We start from the raw sequence: 16764 nt of genomic DNA, 5'->3' as shown, positions 1-16764 counted from the left end.
CTCGCCCGGTCAGGTGCCACGCGATCGGGATGCGCGGGGCCCCTTGGGAACGGATGGCCGTCTCCTCCTCCCACCGGGCGCACACCAGCCCTGCCAAGGTCGTCTTGACGTCGGTGATATCCCCCGGGGCCGGGGCCGCCAAGGTACGCCGCAGCCAGAAGATCAGCCCGGCCGCGAGCGGGACCACGGCGAGCAGGACGCTCGCGGCATCGCCGACGTGCGGCTTCTCGCCCATGTCGACCCTGGTGAACACGAAGATGAGGATCGCGGTGAGCACCGTCAAGGCCAGGAAGACCGCGATGGTGGCCACCATCGCCTGGCGCCGCCGACCCCCAGCCATGTCCGGGATGCTCGCTCATCTGACCCCTCGCCGTCAGGGCGACCGCGGAACCGTGATCACATGGAGACGCGGCGCGGGAAGATGCCGCGAGACGTCACCTCACGGCCGCGCTCTCGGGGAGGGTCTCCGGGGTGCGGCTCACCGGCCAGCCCTCCGCGCGGGCAAGGTCGGCGAACCGTACGGCGTTGCGTACGGCGGCGCCGCCAGGGTCGTTGTTGAAGTAGGCGTACACGTCGCACTCCGTGTCCAGGGAGTCGCTTACGCGGTGCAGCCAGGACCGCAGTGACGCGTCGCCGTACGAGGGCCACGGGCTGGCGCGGCCCTGGTGGAAGCGCACGTAGCCCCATCCGGCGGTCGGCCACAGGGGAGTGAGCGGCCGGCCGAGGGCGTCGGCCCAGCACAGGGCGGCGCCGTGCGACGTGAGCACGTCCCGGACGATGCCGGTCCACCAGGAGGGATGCCGGGGCTCCACGGCCACGCGCACGTGGCGGGGGAAGCACCGCAGGCAGGTGTCGAGCCGGTCTGCGTCCACCCGGAGCGTCGGGGGGAGCTGGAGCAGGATCGGCCCGAGCTTGGGGCCGAGACCTCCGGCGGCGTCCATCAGCCGCTGGACCGGTTCCTCCGGGTCCTTGAGCCGCTTGATGTGGGTCAGGAAGCGGCTGGCCTTGACCGCCATGACGAACCCGGCAGGGGTGCGCTCGCGCCAGCTCTCGAACGTCTCTCGGGACGGCAGCCGGTAGAAGGCGTTGTTGTTCTCCACCGTGTCGAAGCACTCGGCGTACCGCTCAAGCCACACGCGCTGCGGCACCCCGGGCGGATACAGCACTCCGCGCCAGTGGGTGTACTGCCACCCCGACGTCCCGACGAGCAACATGAGCGCCCCCCGACCCCATGTCGACGGCCTGCGTATGGCCAGGATGCATGCCCGCTCCGGCGCGCACCACACCGGGGTCGCCGGCCCTGAAAAATCCTCGGGACACTTCCGGCACTTAAGACAATCTTGGCCTCACAATGATCGTGTTGTGAACGACCGAAGCGAGGAGCAGTGGTGGCAGACTACAAACCCGCAGCCGAGGCGACCGCCGGGCCGGATGACCGGCTCGCCCGGCTCAGCGCGGAGTTCTTCCAGGTGAAGCACGCGGCCGACCCGTTCAGCGCCACGCTGCTCGGCGTCTCGGGTTTCGACGGCCTGGTGCCTGACCCGAGCCGTGCCGGCACCGCCGCCGAGGTCGCGAAGGTGGCGGACATCGAGCGGCGCCTGGACGAGATCGACCCCGCCGGGCTGAACCATGCCGACCGGATCAACCACGCGGTGCTGGGCAGCCTCGCCTGGGGTGTGCGATCCGATCTGGAGGACGCGCAGTGGGAGACGGGGGCGTCCGCGGCCGGGTACTCCTCGCCGCAGGCGATGATGTTCATGGCGGTCCCCGCCGCGTCGCTCACCGACGCCGAGGCCGTCGAGCGGTACGCCCAGCGGCTGACCGCCCTGCCGCCGTTCCTCGACGCGGTCCTCGACCGCCATCGGCTGGCCAAGGCGGACGGGCGGGTCCCGACCCGCGTCGGTGTCGGCCAGGCCATCGACCAGATCAAAGGGCACCTCTCGCTGAGCCTGGCCGACGACACCTTCCTCAGCCCCCGGCTGCCGGACGACGTCGACGAGGCCCGGGTGCGGGCCCGCCTGTCCGAGATCGTGGAGCAGTCCGTACGCCCCGCGCTGCGGCGCCTGGTCGAAGGCCTTGAGGAGGAGCTGCTGCCGGTGGCCCGTCCCGACGACCGGGTCGGCATCCGCTTCGTCCCAGGCGGCGAGGAGGGCTATCGCAACGCGGTCAGGCGGCACACCACCACCGACCTCACTCCGGATGAGATCCACCAGATTGGCCTCGACTGCCTGGCGGAGCTGCGGACGCAGTGGGCCGAGCTGGGTGGCAGGGCGCTCGGCACGAGCGACGTGGGAGAGATCCTCTCCCGGCTGCGCGACGACCCGTCCCTGCGGTTCAGCGCCGGCTCCCAGATCGTCGACATGGTCTCCGACGGGCTGCGCCGCGCGGAGGAGGTCCGCGGCGACTGGTTCCCCGCGTACGACATCGCCGGCTGTGTCATCGAGGAGATCAACCCGATCGAGGCGGGCAGCGCCGCGCTCGCGCACTACCGGCCGCCGGCGGGTGACGGGTCACGTCCTGGCGCCTTCTGCGTGCTGACCACCGACCCGCAGGAGCGGTTCGTCTACGAGTACGAGGCGCTGGCGTTCCACGAGAGCTCGCCCGGCCACCACCTGCAGATCGCCTCCGCGCAGACGCTGACCGACCTGCCGGAGTACCGGCGGTTCCTGGACGCCGAGGTGTGCGGCTACGTCGAGGGCTGGGGCCTGTACTGCGAGCGGCTGGCCGACGAGATGGGTCTGTACACCTCGGACATCACCCGGCTGGGGATGCTGTCGTTCGACGCGCTCAGGGCCTGCCGCATGGTGGTCGACACCGGCCTGCACCACCTCGGCTGGTCGAGGGAGCAGGCCCGGCGGTTCATGTGGGAGAACACCGCGACGACGCAGGCCAACGTCCGTAACGAGGTCGACCGCTACATCTCGTGGCCCGGCCAGGCGCCGGCGTACATGATCGGCCGCCGGGAGATCAGCCGCCTGCGCGCCCTCGCCGAGGACCGCCTCGGATCCCGGTTCGACATCCGGGGCTTTCATGGTGCGGTGCTCGGCAACGGCGCGGTGCCGCTCGGCGTGCTCGACCAGATCGTGGGCGCCTGGGTCGACTCGGTGCCCGCCTGACCCGCGGCGGGAACAGGCCAGGGCCTGTTCCCGCCGGTCGATCACGTGCCGGTGACTTCACCAGACCTCGGCCACGGTCAGCCGGAGCGGACGTGGACGAGGTCGAAGCTGCCGGTGAGGCCCCAGGTGCGCAGGCCGGGGCGGCCGCTGACGTACCGGGTGTCGGTGGCGGAGCCGAGGGTCTGCCAGGTGCCGCCGGGGCCCATCAGGCCCATGGTCAGCCGGTGCCCCTGTGCGGCGAAGCGAAGGTTCAGGTAGGTGGCGGACGGCCAGGTCAGACGCCCGGAGGCGAGGGTGGCCCACTGGCCGCCGTCGTTCCTGGCGATGATCCACTCCTGCGAACCGTCGCCGTTTCGCTTGAGTTCGGCCTGGTAGTAGTGGGTGCCGTCCTGTGCTCGGGCCAGCAGGGCGATGCCCGAGTCGGGTGGGTTCGCGGCCGCTCGGATCGAGGCGTCGACGGTGTACGCCCGCCAGCCGGCGCCGCCGGCCAGGGTCACGCTGTCGCCGGTGCCGGTGGAGCACAGCTCCCATGACACGGGGCGGCAGGCCGACCAGGAGCCCGACTGGGGCTGCCACTGGGCGGTGCTCTGGGTCTCGAAGTCGTCGGTCAGCCGCGACGGCTGGGCCGCGGCGCGGAACGTCCAGAGCCGGTCGTCGGCGGTCGAGTCCGCCACCTGGACGATGTCGGCGCTGTCGGCGGTCGAGGCGCCGGCGACGCCGAGCAGCAGGCCGCTGTTGCGGTTGCGCACCTTGAACCGGCCGCCGCCCGCGTCGACCAGGCTCCACACCTGGTCGGCCGTGCCGTTCTCGTGGAACTGCCTCACCTGTGCCCCGGCCGTGGTCGACGCGTCCTGGACGGCGAGCTGCAGGCCACTGCCGAGATTGAGGATCTTGTAGTAGCCGCCGCCCGCGTCGGCCAGTTCCCACAGATGGTCCTGCGTCCCGCTGTCGGCGTACTGCTGCACGTTCGCGTTGTCGTCCTGGGAGGCGTTCTGGACGGCGAGCAGCTTGCCGCTGCCGACGTTGAAGATCTTGAACACGGGTGGCGACCACACCTCGAACTCCGACAGTCCCCAGCCGGTGCCGCCGCCGGGGTTGGGCGCGACGACCCGAAGCCGGGAGGTGTCGATCGGCGGGAAGGTGATCTCGTTCAGCGCGTTGCCGGTCGGCACGCCCGGCGTGCGGACCTGGCCGGGGACGGTCGCCCAGTTGGCGCCGGTCCAGTACTGCAGGTCGTAGCTCCCCGGTGTTCGGACGCCGCCGCCGTCGTCGTAGAACCACAGGCGCAGGTCCCGCACCGTCACGGCGCGGCCGAAGTCCACCCCCACCGAGTCGCTCGCGTTGGGCGTGCCGTAGCTGGTCCAGCGGGTGTTGTTCGGGATGTCGCGGCGCCAGACCAGGCCGTCGACGACGTTCCACACGTTGTCGTACGGCGAGGTGTAGGAGGCGAACGGCTGCGCATGGTAGCCGAACCGCTGCCCGTTGGCGGCGATGTTCACCGTGCCGCCGCCTCCGGACTGGGTGATCGGCGCGCCCACGTTGACGGTCATCGCGCCGAGCCCGGCCTGGCTCCCGGCCAGGACGCCGTCGACGTAGACGCGCAGGCCGGCGCCCTGCCCGTACCTGCCGCCTGTGCGGTCCCAAAGGACGGTGACGCTGTGCCCGTGGTAAGGCGTGTTCTCCAGGGCGAAGTAGTCCCAGGTGGCCGGGGCCAGCGGCCGTACGGTAAGGGTGTCGTCGGGCTTGCCGCGCAGCCCGACCAGCTCGGAGATGACGTTGTCGGTGTAGGTCGAGTGGTTGTAGTCCTCGCTGTGGTTGGCGCCGTCGTACATCCAGGTGGGATTGTCCGGGTGGTGCGCCTCAGCCACATACGGTTTGCCGTTCTTGTACTGCGTGGCCGCGTAGGTGCGCAGCAGGTTGACGTAGTCGGCGGCGGAGACGTACGGCTGCGCGGGGTAGTCCTGCAGCAGGTTGGCCAGCGCCGTCAGCGTCTGCGACGTGGCGAAGGGCCAGGAGGGGCCGTTCCACCGGCAGCACGAGCCCGCCTGGTACATGAACCAGGGGCTGCGCCGTTCGGCGGTCGTCGGGCCGTAGGCGGCGGCGAAGCCGTTCGGGTCGAGGAGCTGCTGGAACGCGCTCGCGTTGGCCGCAGGGGCCAGGCCGAAGACCCAGGGCAGGTAGCCCATAAGCTCCCTGCTGCCCGTTTTGGCGAGGTTCGGATTGCCGTCGCGCGCGATGCCGTAGTAGAACTGCCGTCCGCCGTCCCACAGGCGTGCCTGCACCGCGTTCTGCAACGCCGCGGCGCGGGCGTTGAAGTCGGCGGCGGTGCCGGCGTCCCCGGCCAGGGAGGCGATCCGGGCGATGGCCCGTGCGTCGCCGTACTGGTAGGAGTTGATCGTCGGACGGTACCCGTGGCCGCCGTGATAGGGGTCGGAGGACTCCAGCGACGAGGCGGAGAACTCCGTCGCGTCCCACACCGGCGCCTGCCAGTAGAGGCCGAGCGCGGGGTTGAAGTGGTTGGCCCAGCCGTCGTACTGCCTGATCAGCGCGGGTTGCTGCGCGAGGGTGAACGCGCGGTCGCCGCCGGCGAGCAGTTGCTGCCAGACGGAGCTCGCGGCCCAGAAGCTGTACTCGTGCGCCCAGTCGGAGGTGTCGGCGTTGACCGCGTCGACCATCGGCTTCGGGAACCGGCCAGGCCCGTTGAGCCAGTAGTGGATGACGTCCTTGACGTACTGCTGATCGCGGAGCCAGCGGCCCTCGCTGATCTGGTGCCCCGCGGCGGCGGAGATTCCTCCGTAGGGGGCGCCGTAGGAGACGGGCTGTAAGAACTCGTTGGACAGCCAGCCGTACTCCGGGCCGGTGTAGACGAGGTGTTCCTTGTACGTCTGCCAGCGGTAGTAGTAGACGCTCTGGATCTGCTGGTCAGGCACCTCAAGGAACGGGATGTTGGCCTCGAACCAGGCCGGGTCCTCGGTGGGGCCGAGCAGCGCGCCATGGTCGAGGAACATGGTGCCCTGCGGCGTCCGGGGGTAGCGGCTCGGCGGCTGGACGGCGGCGGCGGGAGCGGCCGGCGTCCCGCAGACGCAGAGAAGGAGCGCCACGGCGACGGCGGCCAGCCGATGCGAAGTTCTCACGAGTTCTCCCGGCGGGGGGTGGTACCGGAGATGTGTACTTCATTGTGGGGCTGCGGGAGATTATGTCAATATATGTTGAAATATGTTGCCTCACGCGCTCACTGACATCCCGCTCTGAAGGCTGTCACGCCTTGCCGGTCGCGCGCGGGGGACGCCCGGCCGGTGGGCACGGTGGGTTGTCGAAGGTAAGCAATGGGTAACTCCGGCGGGACGTGAGTTGACCCCTGTGGCGAGTGTCGCCTGGAGTGGCGGTCGGCCACTCTGGAGCCGCGCGTTTCTCGCCCACACACAGCCGGCCGGAAGGATGAACCGTGGCAAGCGGGTTCCAGAGAAGCAAGATCGCCGGAGTGTTCGACGCCATGGACGCCGACGGTGACGGTCTCCTGCGAGAGCAGGACTTCGCGGCGCTGGCCGAGCGGTGGGCCGAGGTCCAGGGCGTGACGCCCGGCTCCGCGGGCCACACCCGGCTGACCTCGATCATGATGGGATGGTGGACCGCCCTGCTGGCGGCCTCCGACCTCGATCGCGACGACAAGGTCACGCTTGAGGAGGTCCTGCTGGTCGTCGACCAGCTTGACGCCAGGTCCGACGCGGTCACCGGGACCGCCGAGGCGATGTTCCAGGCCGTCGACAAGGACGGCGACGGGCGGATCTCCCCGGCCGAGTACAACCAGCTCATCGAGACGTGGAACGGCTGTGCCACCGACACCGACGAGATCTTCCCCCTGCTCGACCCCGATGGTGACGGCTACCTCTCACAGGGGGAGTTCGTCCGGCTCTGGACGCAGTTCTGGGCCGGAGACGACCCGGACGCCCCGGGCACCTGGCTCTTCGGCCGCTTCGACCTCCCGGTGCCACAGGGCCATTGAGCCCACCCGGACGGCCGCCTCGCGGTGAGTTTGTTCAGATCTCGGCCAGGGCATCGAGTGTGTCGTCCTGTGGTGGTCAGATCTCGGCCAGGGCATCGAGTGGGTCGTCCTGTGGTGGTCAGATCTCGGCGAGGGCGTCCAGAAGGGTGGCGGCCACCTCGACGTCCGCGCTCAGGGAGCGGTCCTCGCCTCGGGGGTCGAGCCGGGGTGCCGCCGCCGCGAAGGCCGCGCCGGTGGGCGTCGACGGGCCGGGGGTGACGCCGCGCTGGCGCAGCGCCCGTACGACCGCCACCAGCTCGCACGCGAGGACGAGCCGGTAGGACGCGGCGGCCTGTAACGTCTGCCGCGCCGACTGGGCCGCGAAGCTCGCGTGCTCCTCCACGCCCCGCGACAGCACGGCGTGGCCGAGCGCGGCCGGGTACGCGGCATTGCGCAACTGGGCCAGCGCCGAGTTCGCCGAGTACTCAAGGATCATCACCCCCGAGCTGGCCGGGGCGCCCTCGGCGAGGAAGGGCCGCAGCCCGGTGAACGCGGGTTCGACCAGGGTGGCCAGCCGGGCGGCCGACAGGTGCGCGGTGTGCAGGAGCGCCACCCTCAGGTGGTCGAGGGTGAGTCCGAGGGTCGCCTGGTGGAAGCCCCCGTGGTGGTGGACCGTGCCGCTCCCGGCGGAGATCAGCGGGTTCTCCGACGCCGAGTTGATCTCGACGTCCAGGACGCGTTCGAGCGCGGTGGCGGCCTCCACGGCCGGGCCGTGGACCTGCGGGAAGCAGCGGTAGCCGAAAGGATCCTGGACGCGTGCCGGTGGCGCCGCCCGTCCGCCCAGCAACCGTCGCATTTCGGCGGCCACCGCGACGTTGCCGGGATGGGGTCGTCCGGCGTGCACCTGCTCGTCGTACGGCTCTCCGCCCCCGTCGACCGCGATCAGCGACAGGGCGGCGACCACCTGCGTCGCCCGCAGCAGGCGCGTGATGTCCGACCAGCCGAGCACCGCCTGGCCGATCGTCAGGGCGCTGCTGCTGCAGAAGGCGAGCGCGTCTCCGGTCTCCAGCCTGATCGGCCCGGGCGCGGCCGCGTGCCCGCCGGACGAGGGGCGCTCTCCGGCGTGACCGCCTGTCCACGGGCGTTCGCCGAGGTGACCGCCTGTCCACGGGCGTTCGCCGAGGTGACCGCCTGTCCATGGACGTTCGCCGAGGTGACCGCCTGTCCATGGGCGTTCGCCGATGAGGGTCAGTCCGGCTTCGGCCAGCGCGGTGAGGTCTCCTGTGCCGATGGCCCCGATCTCGTGGATCTCGGGGAGGTGCCCCGAGTTGAGCGCCTGGGCCAGCGCCTCGGCGAAGACGGGCTGGAGGCCGGCCCCTCCGGCCAGGATCTGGTTGGCGCGGACGGCGAGCATCGCGCGCACCTGGGGCGCCGGCACGAGCGGGCCGATGCCGCCGGCGTGGCTGCGCAGCAGGCGGAGTCCGTGGGTGTCGCTGTCGGCGGGGGCGACGTCCTCGGTGCGGTTGGCGCCGACCCCTGTGTTGAGCCCGTAGACGGGCCGTCGTCGCGCGATCTCTGCGGCGGCCTTGTGGGCGGCGGCGGCACGGTCGAGCCCTTCGGTGGCAAGGGAGACCGGGGCATCGGCGTAAGCGATGTCCGTGATGTCCGCCGGACGGGTTCGGGTCCCGTCCAGGGTGATCGTCCGCGACGTCATCGAGAGAGCCCCTTGTCAAGCACTTTACTCTGCATTTCGCCCGGACCCATTGACATGCACGTATACATCGACAATCCTGCATGAAAGTATGCATTCGAAGCAAGAGAATGAAACCAGGCAGGCCACGCCGAGCCCCGGTGGCAGGGGGGCGAGCGGGAGAGAGGGACGAGGGGGTGGGTGGTCCGGTGAGCCAGGGGGTGGCGGCCGAGGACGCGTCGCGGGTGGCGGCCCGTCTGCGGGAGCTGCTCGAAGGTCATCGGCTGTCGCCTTCGCAGCGCCGGATCGCGCGGCACCTCCTCGAACGCCCCCACGAGGCGGTGTTCCTCACCAGCGTCGACATCGCCGAGGCCGTCGGCACCAGCCAGCCGTCCGTGACGCGCTTCGCGTTCGCGCTGGGGTTCACCGGCTTCCCGGAGTTCCGCGACCACCTGCGGGCCGCGTTGCGCGACGGCGACGGCGTGGCGGCCGAGCCCGCGGAGCTCAACCCCGTCCAGGCCATGGTCGACTCCGAGCTTCGCAACCTGGAATCGCTCCGTGACTCCCTCAGCGACACCCGGCGGCTCGTGGATGTGGCGGCGGCCCTGGCGGCGTCCCGGCCGCTGCCGGTCATCGGGCTGCGGGTGTCCGCGCCGCTCGCCCACCTCTTCGGGTACCTGGCGGCCAAGGCGCATCCCGACGTACGGGTCGTCGACACCCCTGGGTCCACTCTGGAGGACACGCTGAGCCGGGCCAGGGAGGCCGGCGCCGGGTGGGTGCTCGCGTTCGGCCTGCCCCGCTACCCGCGTGAGCTGCGCGACGGGCTCGTCTGGGCGAGACGGGTGGGCCTGCGGGTGGCGCTGGTCACCGACAACTCCGTCGGCGCGCTCACCGAGCACGCGGACGTGGTGCTCACCGCGCCCGTCAGCTCGCAGTTCGCCTTCGACTCGCAGGCCGCGCCCAGCGTGCTGTGCGCGGCCCTGGTCCACTCCATGATCTACGCGCTGCCGGCCCGCGAGCAGGCGTCCATCGAGGAGTTCGAGAACAGTGCCGCGCAACGCCGGCTCTTCCTGCCCGAATGAGCGGCGGGCCGCCGCCCGGGTCCCCCCGGCGGACACCATGCTTTCAGCAAAGAGTCTTCGATCACCGAGCCGCCGCCCCGAACGGGCGACGCGGGCCGAGCAAGGAGAAGAACAGCGATGAGTGACGACGTCCGGCGGGTCATCCGCTCTCCCCGCGGCGCGGAACTGTCCTGCCAGGGATGGCAGCAGGAGGCCGCCTTCCGGATGCTGCACAACAACCTCGACCCCGAGGTGGCCGAGCATCCGGACAAGCTGGTCGTGTACGGGGGCACGGGGAAGGCGGCGCGCGACTGGCCGTCGTTCGACGCCATCGCGCGCACGCTCCAGGGCCTGAAGCAGGACGAGACGCTGCTCGTGCAGTCCGGGCGCCCCGTCGGCGTGATGCGGACCCACGAGTGGGCGCCCCGTGTGCTGATCGCCAACTCCAACCTGGTCCCCGACTGGGCGAACTGGGAGGAGTTCCGGCGCCTGGAGGCGGCCGGGCTCACGATGTACGGCCAGATGACCGCCGGTTCCTGGATCTACATCGGCACCCAGGGCATCCTGCAGGGCACCTACGAGACCTTCGCCGCGGTGGCCGCCAAGCGGTTCGGCGGGACGCTCGCCGGGACGATCACGCTCACCGCCGGTCTCGGCGGGATGGGCGGCGCCCAGCCGATGGCGGTGACCATGAACGACGGTGTCGCGATCTGCGTCGAGTGCGACCCTTCGCGCATCGCCCGCCGGATCGAGCACCGCTACCTCGACGTCGAGGCACGGGACATCGACGAGGCGCTGCGGCTCGCCGTCGAGGCCCGGGACGCCCGGCGACCGCTCTCGATCGGGCTGCTCGGCAACGCCGCCGACGTGCTGCCGAGGCTGCTCGCGATGGGCGCGCCGATCGACATCGTCACCGACCAGACCTCGGCGCACGACCCGCTGTCGTACCTGCCGCTCGGCATGGCCTTCGAGGACATGCGCGACGAGGCGGACAAGGACCCGGCCGCCTTCACCCTGCGCGCCCGCGAGGCCATGGCCACGCACGTCGAGGCCATGGTCGGCTTCATGGACGGGGGCGCCGAGGTCTTCGACTACGGCAACTCGATCCGCGGCGAGGCGATGCTCGCCGGCTACACGCGGGCCTTCGACTTCCCCGGCTTCGTCCCCGCCTACATCCGCCCGCTGTTCTGCGAGGGGAAGGGCCCGTTCCGCTGGGCCGCGCTGTCGGGCGACGCCCGGGACATCGCCGCGACCGACCGCGCGATCCTCGACCTGTTCCCCGAGAACGAGTCGCTGGCCCGCTGGATCAGGCTCGCGGGGGAGCGGGTCGCCTTCCAGGGGCTGCCCGCCCGCATCTGCTGGCTCGGGTACGGCGAGCGCGACAAGGCCGGGGTGCGGTTCAACGAGATGGTCGCCTCCGGCGAGCTGCGGGCCCCGCTGGTCATCGGCCGCGACCACCTCGACTGCGGGTCGGTCGCCTCGCCGTACCGCGAGACCGAGGCCATGCTCGACGGTTCCGACGCCATCGCCGACTGGCCGCTGCTCAACGCGATGGTCAACGTGGCCTCGGGCGCGTCCTGGGTGTCGATCCACCACGGCGGCGGGGTCGGCATCGGCCGCTCGATCCACGCGGGCCAGGTGGCCGTCGCCGACGGTACGGCCCTGGCCGCGCAGAAGCTGGAGCGCGTCCTGACCAACGACCCGGGTATGGGCGTCATCAGGCACGTCGACGCGGGCTACGACCGGGCCGCCGAGATCGCCGCCGAGCGCGGCGTCGCGGTCCCGATGGCGGACGGGAAAACCCTGTGACCGGCCACACCGGCCTGGAAAGCGGTGAACGGGAGGCGCTCCATGCCCGGTTCGAAGGGATGTGGAGGGACCTCGCCGCGATCGGGGACGGCGGGGCCGGCGGGTACCGGCGGTTCGCCTGGACGCCGGTCGACCTCGCCCTGCGCGACTGGTTCCGGGAACAGGCGGCGCTGCGCGGCCTGACGTACGAGCTGGACCGGAACGGCAACCAATGGGCCTGGTGGGGAACTCCCGCCCCCGGCGCCGTGGTGACCGGGAGCCACCTGGACAGCGTGCCCGGAGGCGGCGCCTTCGACGGCCCGCTCGGCGTGGTCTCGGCGTTCCTCGCCGTCGACGGGTTGCGCGAGCGGGGCGTCGTCCCCGCGCGGCCGATCGCGGTGGTCAACTTCGCCGACGAGGAGGGCGCCCGCTTCGGGGTGGCCTGCGTCGGCAGCCGCCTGCTCACCGGGATCCTCGACCCGGACGACGCCCGAGCCCTGCGCGACGGCGACGGAGTGACCTTGGCGGAAGCAATGCGGGCGGCGCACGCCGATCCCGGCACGCTGGGACGAGACGACCAGGCTCTCGCGCGTATCGGAGCCTTCGTGGAGCTCCATGTCGAGCAGGGACGCGGGCTCGCCGACCTGGACTCGCCGGTCGGGGTGGCGAGCGCGATCTGGCCGCACGGCCGGTGGCGGTGCACCTTCCACGGTGAGGCCAACCACGCGGGAACCACCCGGCTGGCCGACCGGCACGACCCCATGCTGCCGTTCGCCTCGGCGGTGCTCGCCGCCCGGCGGGCGGCGGAGCAGGCCGGTGCGCTGGCGACGTTCGGCAAGGTGCGCGTCGATCCGAACGGCACCAACGCCATCCCCTCACGGGTCGACGCCTGGCTGGACGGCCGCGCGCCCGACGCCGCCACCGTGGAGGCGATGGTGGGCCGCATAGCCGAGGCCGCGCGCGAAGCGGGCGCCGAGCACGGTGTGCGGGTGGAGGTCGTGGCGGAGTCCACCACTCCCGTGGTCGAATTCGGCCACGGGCTGCGCGACCGGATCGCCGCGACGCTGGGCGGGGTCCCCGCCCTGCCCACCGGGGCGGGGCACGACGCGGGCATCCTGTCGGCCTCCGTCCCGACCGCCATGCTCTTCGTGCGCAATCCGACCGGGGTGAGCCACAGCCCGGCCGAGCACGCCGGCACGGAAGACTGCGTGACGGGGGTCGTGGCCCTGACCGCCGTGCTGGAGGATCTGGCAGGGGGTGTGGGGTGGTGAGCGTCTTCTACGCGGATCACGCCTGGCTGGGCGGGGAAGGCACCGTGGCCGGGGTGGTCGTCGAGGTCGGCGGCGGGCGCGTCACGGCCGTACGCCAGGGGGTGGCCACGCCGCCGCCCGGGGCCGTCCACCTGCGCGGGGTGACCGTGCCGGGGCTCGCCAACGCCCACTCGCACGCCTTCCACCGGGCGCTGCGCGGGCGCACCCAGCGCGAGCGCGGCACGTTCTGGACGTGGCGCCGGCAGATGTACGACGTCGCGGCCCGTCTCACCCCGGACACCTACCACGCCCTCGCCCGGGCCGCCTACGCCGAGATGGCGCTCGCCGGGGTGACCTGTGTCGGCGAATTCCACTACCTCCACCACGACACCGGGGGACGGCCCTACGCCTCGCCCAACGCCATGGGGGAGGCGCTGATCGCCGCCGCCGCGGAGGCGGGGATCCGCGTCACGCTGCTCGACACCTGCTACTTGCGGGGCGGCTTCGGGATGCCGCTCGAAGGGCCGCAGCTGCGCTTCGGCGACCGCGACGTGGAAGCCTGGGCGGACAGGGCCGCCGGGCTGAAGGGCGGCGAGCACGCCCGCGTCGGCGCGGCCGTCCACTCGGTGCGCGCCGTGCCCTCTGAGGCGATCGGCGCGGTGAGCGGCTGGGCGCGCGAGCGGGGGGCGCCGCTGCACTTCCACCTGTCCGAGCAGGTCGCCGAGAACGAGGCGTGCCTGTCGGCCTACGGCCGCACCCCGGCGGAGCTGCTGGCCGAGCACGGCGCGCTCGGCCCGCTGTCGACCGCCGTTCACGCGACCCACCTCACCCCGCATGACCTCACGCTTCTCGGGGAGTCCCGCACCGGCGTGTGCATGTGCCCCACCACCGAGCGCGACCTCGCGGACGGCATCGGCCCGGCGCGGGCGCTGGCGGACGCCGGATCGCCGCTCTCGCTGGGCAGCGACAGCAACGCGGTCGTCGACCTCTTCGAGGAGGCGCGCGGCGTGGAGCTGGACGAGCGCCTCGCCACGCGTGAACGGGGGCACTGGCTCGCCTCCGACCTGCTGCGGGCGGCCACCTCGGGCGGCCACGCCTCGCTCGGCTGGCCGGAGGCGGGCCGCATCGAGGTGGGCGTCCCCGCCGACCTGGTGACCGTCACCCTCGACTCGGTACGGATGGCCGGTTCGCCCGTGGGCGCCCTGGTCGAGTCCGTGGTGTTCGCCGCCACGGCGGCCGACGTCCGCGAGGTGGTCGCCGGTGGCCGCCGCGTCGTCACCGACGGGCGGCACCTGCTGGTGGACGACGTCCCCGCCGCCCTCACCGCCGCGATCGCGGAGCTGACATGAGTGCCCCCGGCCCCGCGAATCCAGACCTGAATGCCCTTGCCACCGTGGTTTCGGAGCTGACATGAGTGCCCTTCTCATCGACAACATCGGCTCGCTCGTCACCAATGCCCCGGATATCGGGGAGGGCGTGCTGGGCATCGTGGGCGACGCCGCGCTCGTGGTCGAGGACGGCCGCGTGGCCTGGGCGGGCCCGCGTTCGCGGGTGCCCGAGGGGGCCGCGAGTGAGCGGTTCGACGCAGGGGGACGGGCGGTCATCCCCGGGTTCGTCGACAGCCACGCGCATCTGGTCTTCGCCGGGGACCGCACGGGGGAGTTCGAGGCCCGCATGACCGGCCGCCCGTACACGGCCGGTGGCATCCGTACGACGGTGGCGGCGACGCGAGCGGCGACCGACGACGCGCTGCGGGCGAACCTGCGGCGCCTTGTGTCCGAGGCGCTCAGGTCGGGCACGACCACGATCGAGTGCAAGTCGGGGTACGGCCTCACGGTCGAGGACGAGGAGCGGAGCCTGCGCCTGGCCGCCGAGCACACCGCCGAGGTCACCTACCTCGGCGCCCACGTGGTCCCGCCGGAGTACGGCGGCGACGCGGACGCGTACGTCGAGCTGGTGAGCGGCGCGATGCTCGACGCGTGCGCGCCGCACGCCAGGTGGATCGACGTCTTCTGCGACCGCGGGGCCTTCGACGGCGACCAGACCAGGGCGATCCTCACGGCGGGCATGAAACGGGGCCTGGTGCCGCGGGTACACGCCGGCCAGCTCGGGCCCGGTCCCGGCGTGGAGATCGCGGTGGAGCTGGGGGCGGCGTCGGCCGACCACGTGACGCATCTGAGCGACGCCGACGTGGAGGCGCTCGCCTCCGGTGACACGGTGGCGACGCTGCTGCCCGGCGCGGAGTTCTCCACGCGCTCGCGCTACCCCGACGCGCGCCGCCTGCTCGACGCCGGGGCGACGGTCGCCCTGGCCGCCGACTGCAACCCCGGGTCGAGCTACACCACGAACATCCCGTTCTGCGTCGCCCTGGCCGTGCGCGACATGAACATGACGCCGGGGGAGGCGGTGTGGGCGGCCACGATGGGCGGCGCCCGGGCACTGCGCCGTACGGACGTGGGCCACCTCGCCCCTGGGGCCCGCGCCGACATCGTGCTCCTGGACGCCCCGTCCCACGTCCACCTGGCGTACCGCCCCGGCGTCCCCCTGGTCGCCCGCGTGTGGAAGGACGGGGAGCCGGTCGTCGCCTGACAGGCCGACGGGGGAGGCGGCTCGTCACAGCCGATCCGGTTCTCGACTGCCCGACGGACCAGGTCCCTGACGCCCAGGAGGGAGGACCTCCCTCCTGGGATGCTCAGACCAGGTGCTCAGATCAGGCCGAGGGAGAGCATCGCGTCGGCGACCCGTTTGAAGCCGTCGATGTTCGCGCCGGCGACGTAGTTTCCCGGCATGTCGTACTCGTCGGCGCTCTCCAGGCAGCGGGCGTGGATGTCCCGCATGATCTGCCGCAGGCGTTGCTCGGAGTAGTCGAAGGTCCACGAGTCACGGCTGGCGTTCTGCTGCATCTCCAGCGCGCTGGTCGCGACGCCGCCCGCGTTGGCGGCCTTGCCCGGTCCGAAGGACACGCCCGCCTGCTGGAACACCCGGATGGCGCCCGGGGTGGCAGGCATGTTGGCGCCCTCGCCGACCGCGACGCAGCCCGAGCGGACGAGCGTCTCGGCGTCGGCGGCGCTGATCTCGTTCTGGGTGGCGGACGGCATGGCCACCTCGCACGGCACCTCCCAGACGCTCCGGCCGGGCACGAAGGAGGAGCTCCCGCCGCGCCGCTCGGCGTAGACGTGCAACCGGGCGCGCTCGACCTCCTTGAGCCGCTTCAGCAGGTCGACGTCGATGCCCTTGTCGTCGAGGATGTGCCCCGAGGAGTCGGAGCAGGCGACGACGACGCCGCCGAGCTGCTGGACCTTCTCGATGGCGTAGATGGCGACGTTGCCGGAGCCGGAGACCACGACGCGCTTGCCGTCGAACGACGTGCCGCGTGCCTTCAGCATCTCGTCGACGAAGAACGCGCAGCCGTACCCGGTGGCCTCGGTGCGTACTTGGGCGCCGCCGTAACCGAGGCCCTTGCCCGTGATCACTCCGGACTCGTAGCGGTTGGTGATGCGCTTGTACTGCCCGAACAGGTAGCCGACCTCGCGTTGCCCGACGCCGATGTCACCGGCGGGAACGTCGGTGTGCTCCCCGATGTGGCGGTAGAGCTCGGTCATGAAGCTCTGGCAGAAGCGCATGATCTCGCGAGGGGAGCGCCCCTTCGGGTCGAAGTCGGAGCCGCCCTTGCCCCCGCCGATCGGCAGGCCGGTCAGGCTGTTCTTGAAGATCTGCTCGAAGCCGAGGAACTTCACGATGCCGAGGTAGACCGAGGGGTGGAAGCGCAGCCCGCCCTTGTAGGGGCCGAGCGCGCTGTTGAACTCGACGCGGAAGCCGCGGTTGATGTGTACCTCGCCCCGGTCGTCCTCCCAGGGAACCCGGAAGATGATCTGCC

Annotated in this window: 12 protein-coding genes; 7 read left to right on the top strand and 5 right to left on the bottom strand. The window is 71.9% G+C overall.

Annotated elements, in window-relative coordinates; genetic code table 11:
* Both AB0B89_RS27275 and AB0B89_RS27270 read right to left on the bottom strand, forming a co-directional pair.
* On the bottom strand, positions 1–340 hold a 340-nt coding region (locus AB0B89_RS27275), incomplete at its 3' end, for a hypothetical protein (protein WP_358558533.1).
* 94 nt (positions 341–434) lie between these two features.
* Positions 435–1214 (bottom strand): DUF72 domain-containing protein, encoded by a 780-nt coding sequence (locus AB0B89_RS27270; protein WP_358558531.1) that lies wholly within the window; start codon positions 1212–1214, stop codon positions 435–437.
* A 174-nt stretch (positions 1215–1388) separates the two neighbouring features.
* On the opposite strand from AB0B89_RS27270, the gene AB0B89_RS27265 reads away from it, so the two are divergent.
* The gene (locus tag AB0B89_RS27265; RefSeq protein WP_358558529.1) at positions 1389–3116 is read left to right on the top strand and encodes a DUF885 domain-containing protein; all 1728 of its coding nucleotides are present in this window, start codon (positions 1389–1391) and stop codon (positions 3114–3116) included.
* A 77-nt stretch (positions 3117–3193) separates the two neighbouring features.
* Here AB0B89_RS27265 and AB0B89_RS27260 read toward each other — a convergent pair whose 3' ends face one another.
* Positions 3194–6250: an RICIN domain-containing protein gene (locus AB0B89_RS27260; protein WP_358558527.1), complete on the bottom strand. Its 3057-nt coding sequence runs from the start codon at positions 6248–6250 to the stop codon at positions 3194–3196.
* A gap of 311 nt (positions 6251–6561) precedes the next feature.
* On the opposite strand from AB0B89_RS27260, the gene AB0B89_RS27255 reads away from it, so the two are divergent.
* The gene (locus tag AB0B89_RS27255) at positions 6562–7119 is read left to right on the top strand and encodes an EF-hand domain-containing protein (RefSeq protein WP_358558525.1); all 558 of its coding nucleotides are present in this window, start codon (positions 6562–6564) and stop codon (positions 7117–7119) included.
* Between the two features lie 118 nt (positions 7120–7237).
* Here AB0B89_RS27255 and AB0B89_RS27250 read toward each other — a convergent pair whose 3' ends face one another.
* Positions 7238–8812 carry an aromatic amino acid ammonia-lyase gene (locus AB0B89_RS27250; protein ID WP_358558523.1) on the bottom strand — a complete coding sequence of 525 codons (1575 nt, stop codon included), beginning with the start codon at positions 8810–8812 and terminating at the stop codon, positions 7238–7240.
* Between the two features lie 185 nt (positions 8813–8997).
* Between AB0B89_RS27250 and AB0B89_RS27245 the strand changes: the two genes are divergently transcribed.
* The 5 genes from AB0B89_RS27245 to hutI all read left to right on the top strand — a co-directional run bounded on the left by AB0B89_RS27245 (position 8998) and on the right by hutI (position 15476).
* Positions 8998–9870 (top strand): MurR/RpiR family transcriptional regulator, encoded by an 873-nt coding sequence (locus AB0B89_RS27245; RefSeq protein WP_358558521.1) that lies wholly within the window; start codon positions 8998–9000, stop codon positions 9868–9870.
* Positions 9871–9987: 117 nt separating this feature from the next.
* On the top strand, positions 9988–11658 hold the full coding sequence (hutU, locus tag AB0B89_RS27240) for a urocanate hydratase (protein WP_358558519.1): 1671 nt from the start codon (positions 9988–9990) through the stop codon (positions 11656–11658).
* Positions 11655–12908, top strand: a complete 1254-nt coding sequence (locus tag AB0B89_RS27235) for an allantoate amidohydrolase (protein WP_358558517.1) — start codon at positions 11655–11657, stop codon at positions 12906–12908. The genes hutU and AB0B89_RS27235 overlap by 4 nt, the downstream gene beginning before the upstream one ends.
* Complete coding sequence (locus tag AB0B89_RS27230; RefSeq protein ID WP_358558515.1) at positions 12905–14236, top strand: formimidoylglutamate deiminase; 1332 nt, start codon at positions 12905–12907, stop codon at positions 14234–14236. Before AB0B89_RS27235 ends, AB0B89_RS27230 begins: the two co-directional genes overlap by 4 nt.
* Positions 14237–14297: 61 nt before the next feature.
* Positions 14298–15476, top strand: coding sequence for an imidazolonepropionase (hutI, locus tag AB0B89_RS27225; RefSeq protein WP_358558513.1), 1179 nt, complete (start codon positions 14298–14300; stop codon positions 15474–15476).
* 116 nt (positions 15477–15592) lie between these two features.
* On the opposite strand, the gene gdhA is transcribed toward hutI, so the two are convergent.
* Positions 15593–16764, bottom strand: a 1172-nt coding sequence (gene gdhA, locus AB0B89_RS27220) for an NADP-specific glutamate dehydrogenase (RefSeq protein WP_358558512.1), incomplete at its 5' end; no start/stop codon positions are given.

The sequence above is a fragment of the Sphaerisporangium sp. NPDC049002 genome, assembly GCF_040649355.1.
Classification (GTDB): domain Bacteria; phylum Actinomycetota; class Actinomycetes; order Streptosporangiales; family Streptosporangiaceae; genus Sphaerisporangium.
The sequence above is the reverse complement of the archived record's forward strand: the minus strand, read 5'-3'. Positions and strand labels throughout refer to the sequence as shown.

Coding starts and splice junctions, on each gene's coding strand:
- hutI (WP_358558513.1), top strand. CDS start 14,298: ATGAGTGCCCTTCTCATCGACAACATCGGCTCGCTCGTCACCAATGCC.
- hutU (WP_358558519.1), top strand. CDS start 9,988: ATGAGTGACGACGTCCGGCGGGTCATCCGCTCTCCCCGCGGCGCGGAA.
- AB0B89_RS27270 (WP_358558531.1), bottom strand. CDS start 1,214: ATGTTGCTCGTCGGGACGTCGGGGTGGCAGTACACCCACTGGCGCGGA.
- AB0B89_RS27250 (WP_358558523.1), bottom strand. CDS start 8,812: ATGACGTCGCGGACGATCACCCTGGACGGGACCCGAACCCGTCCGGCG.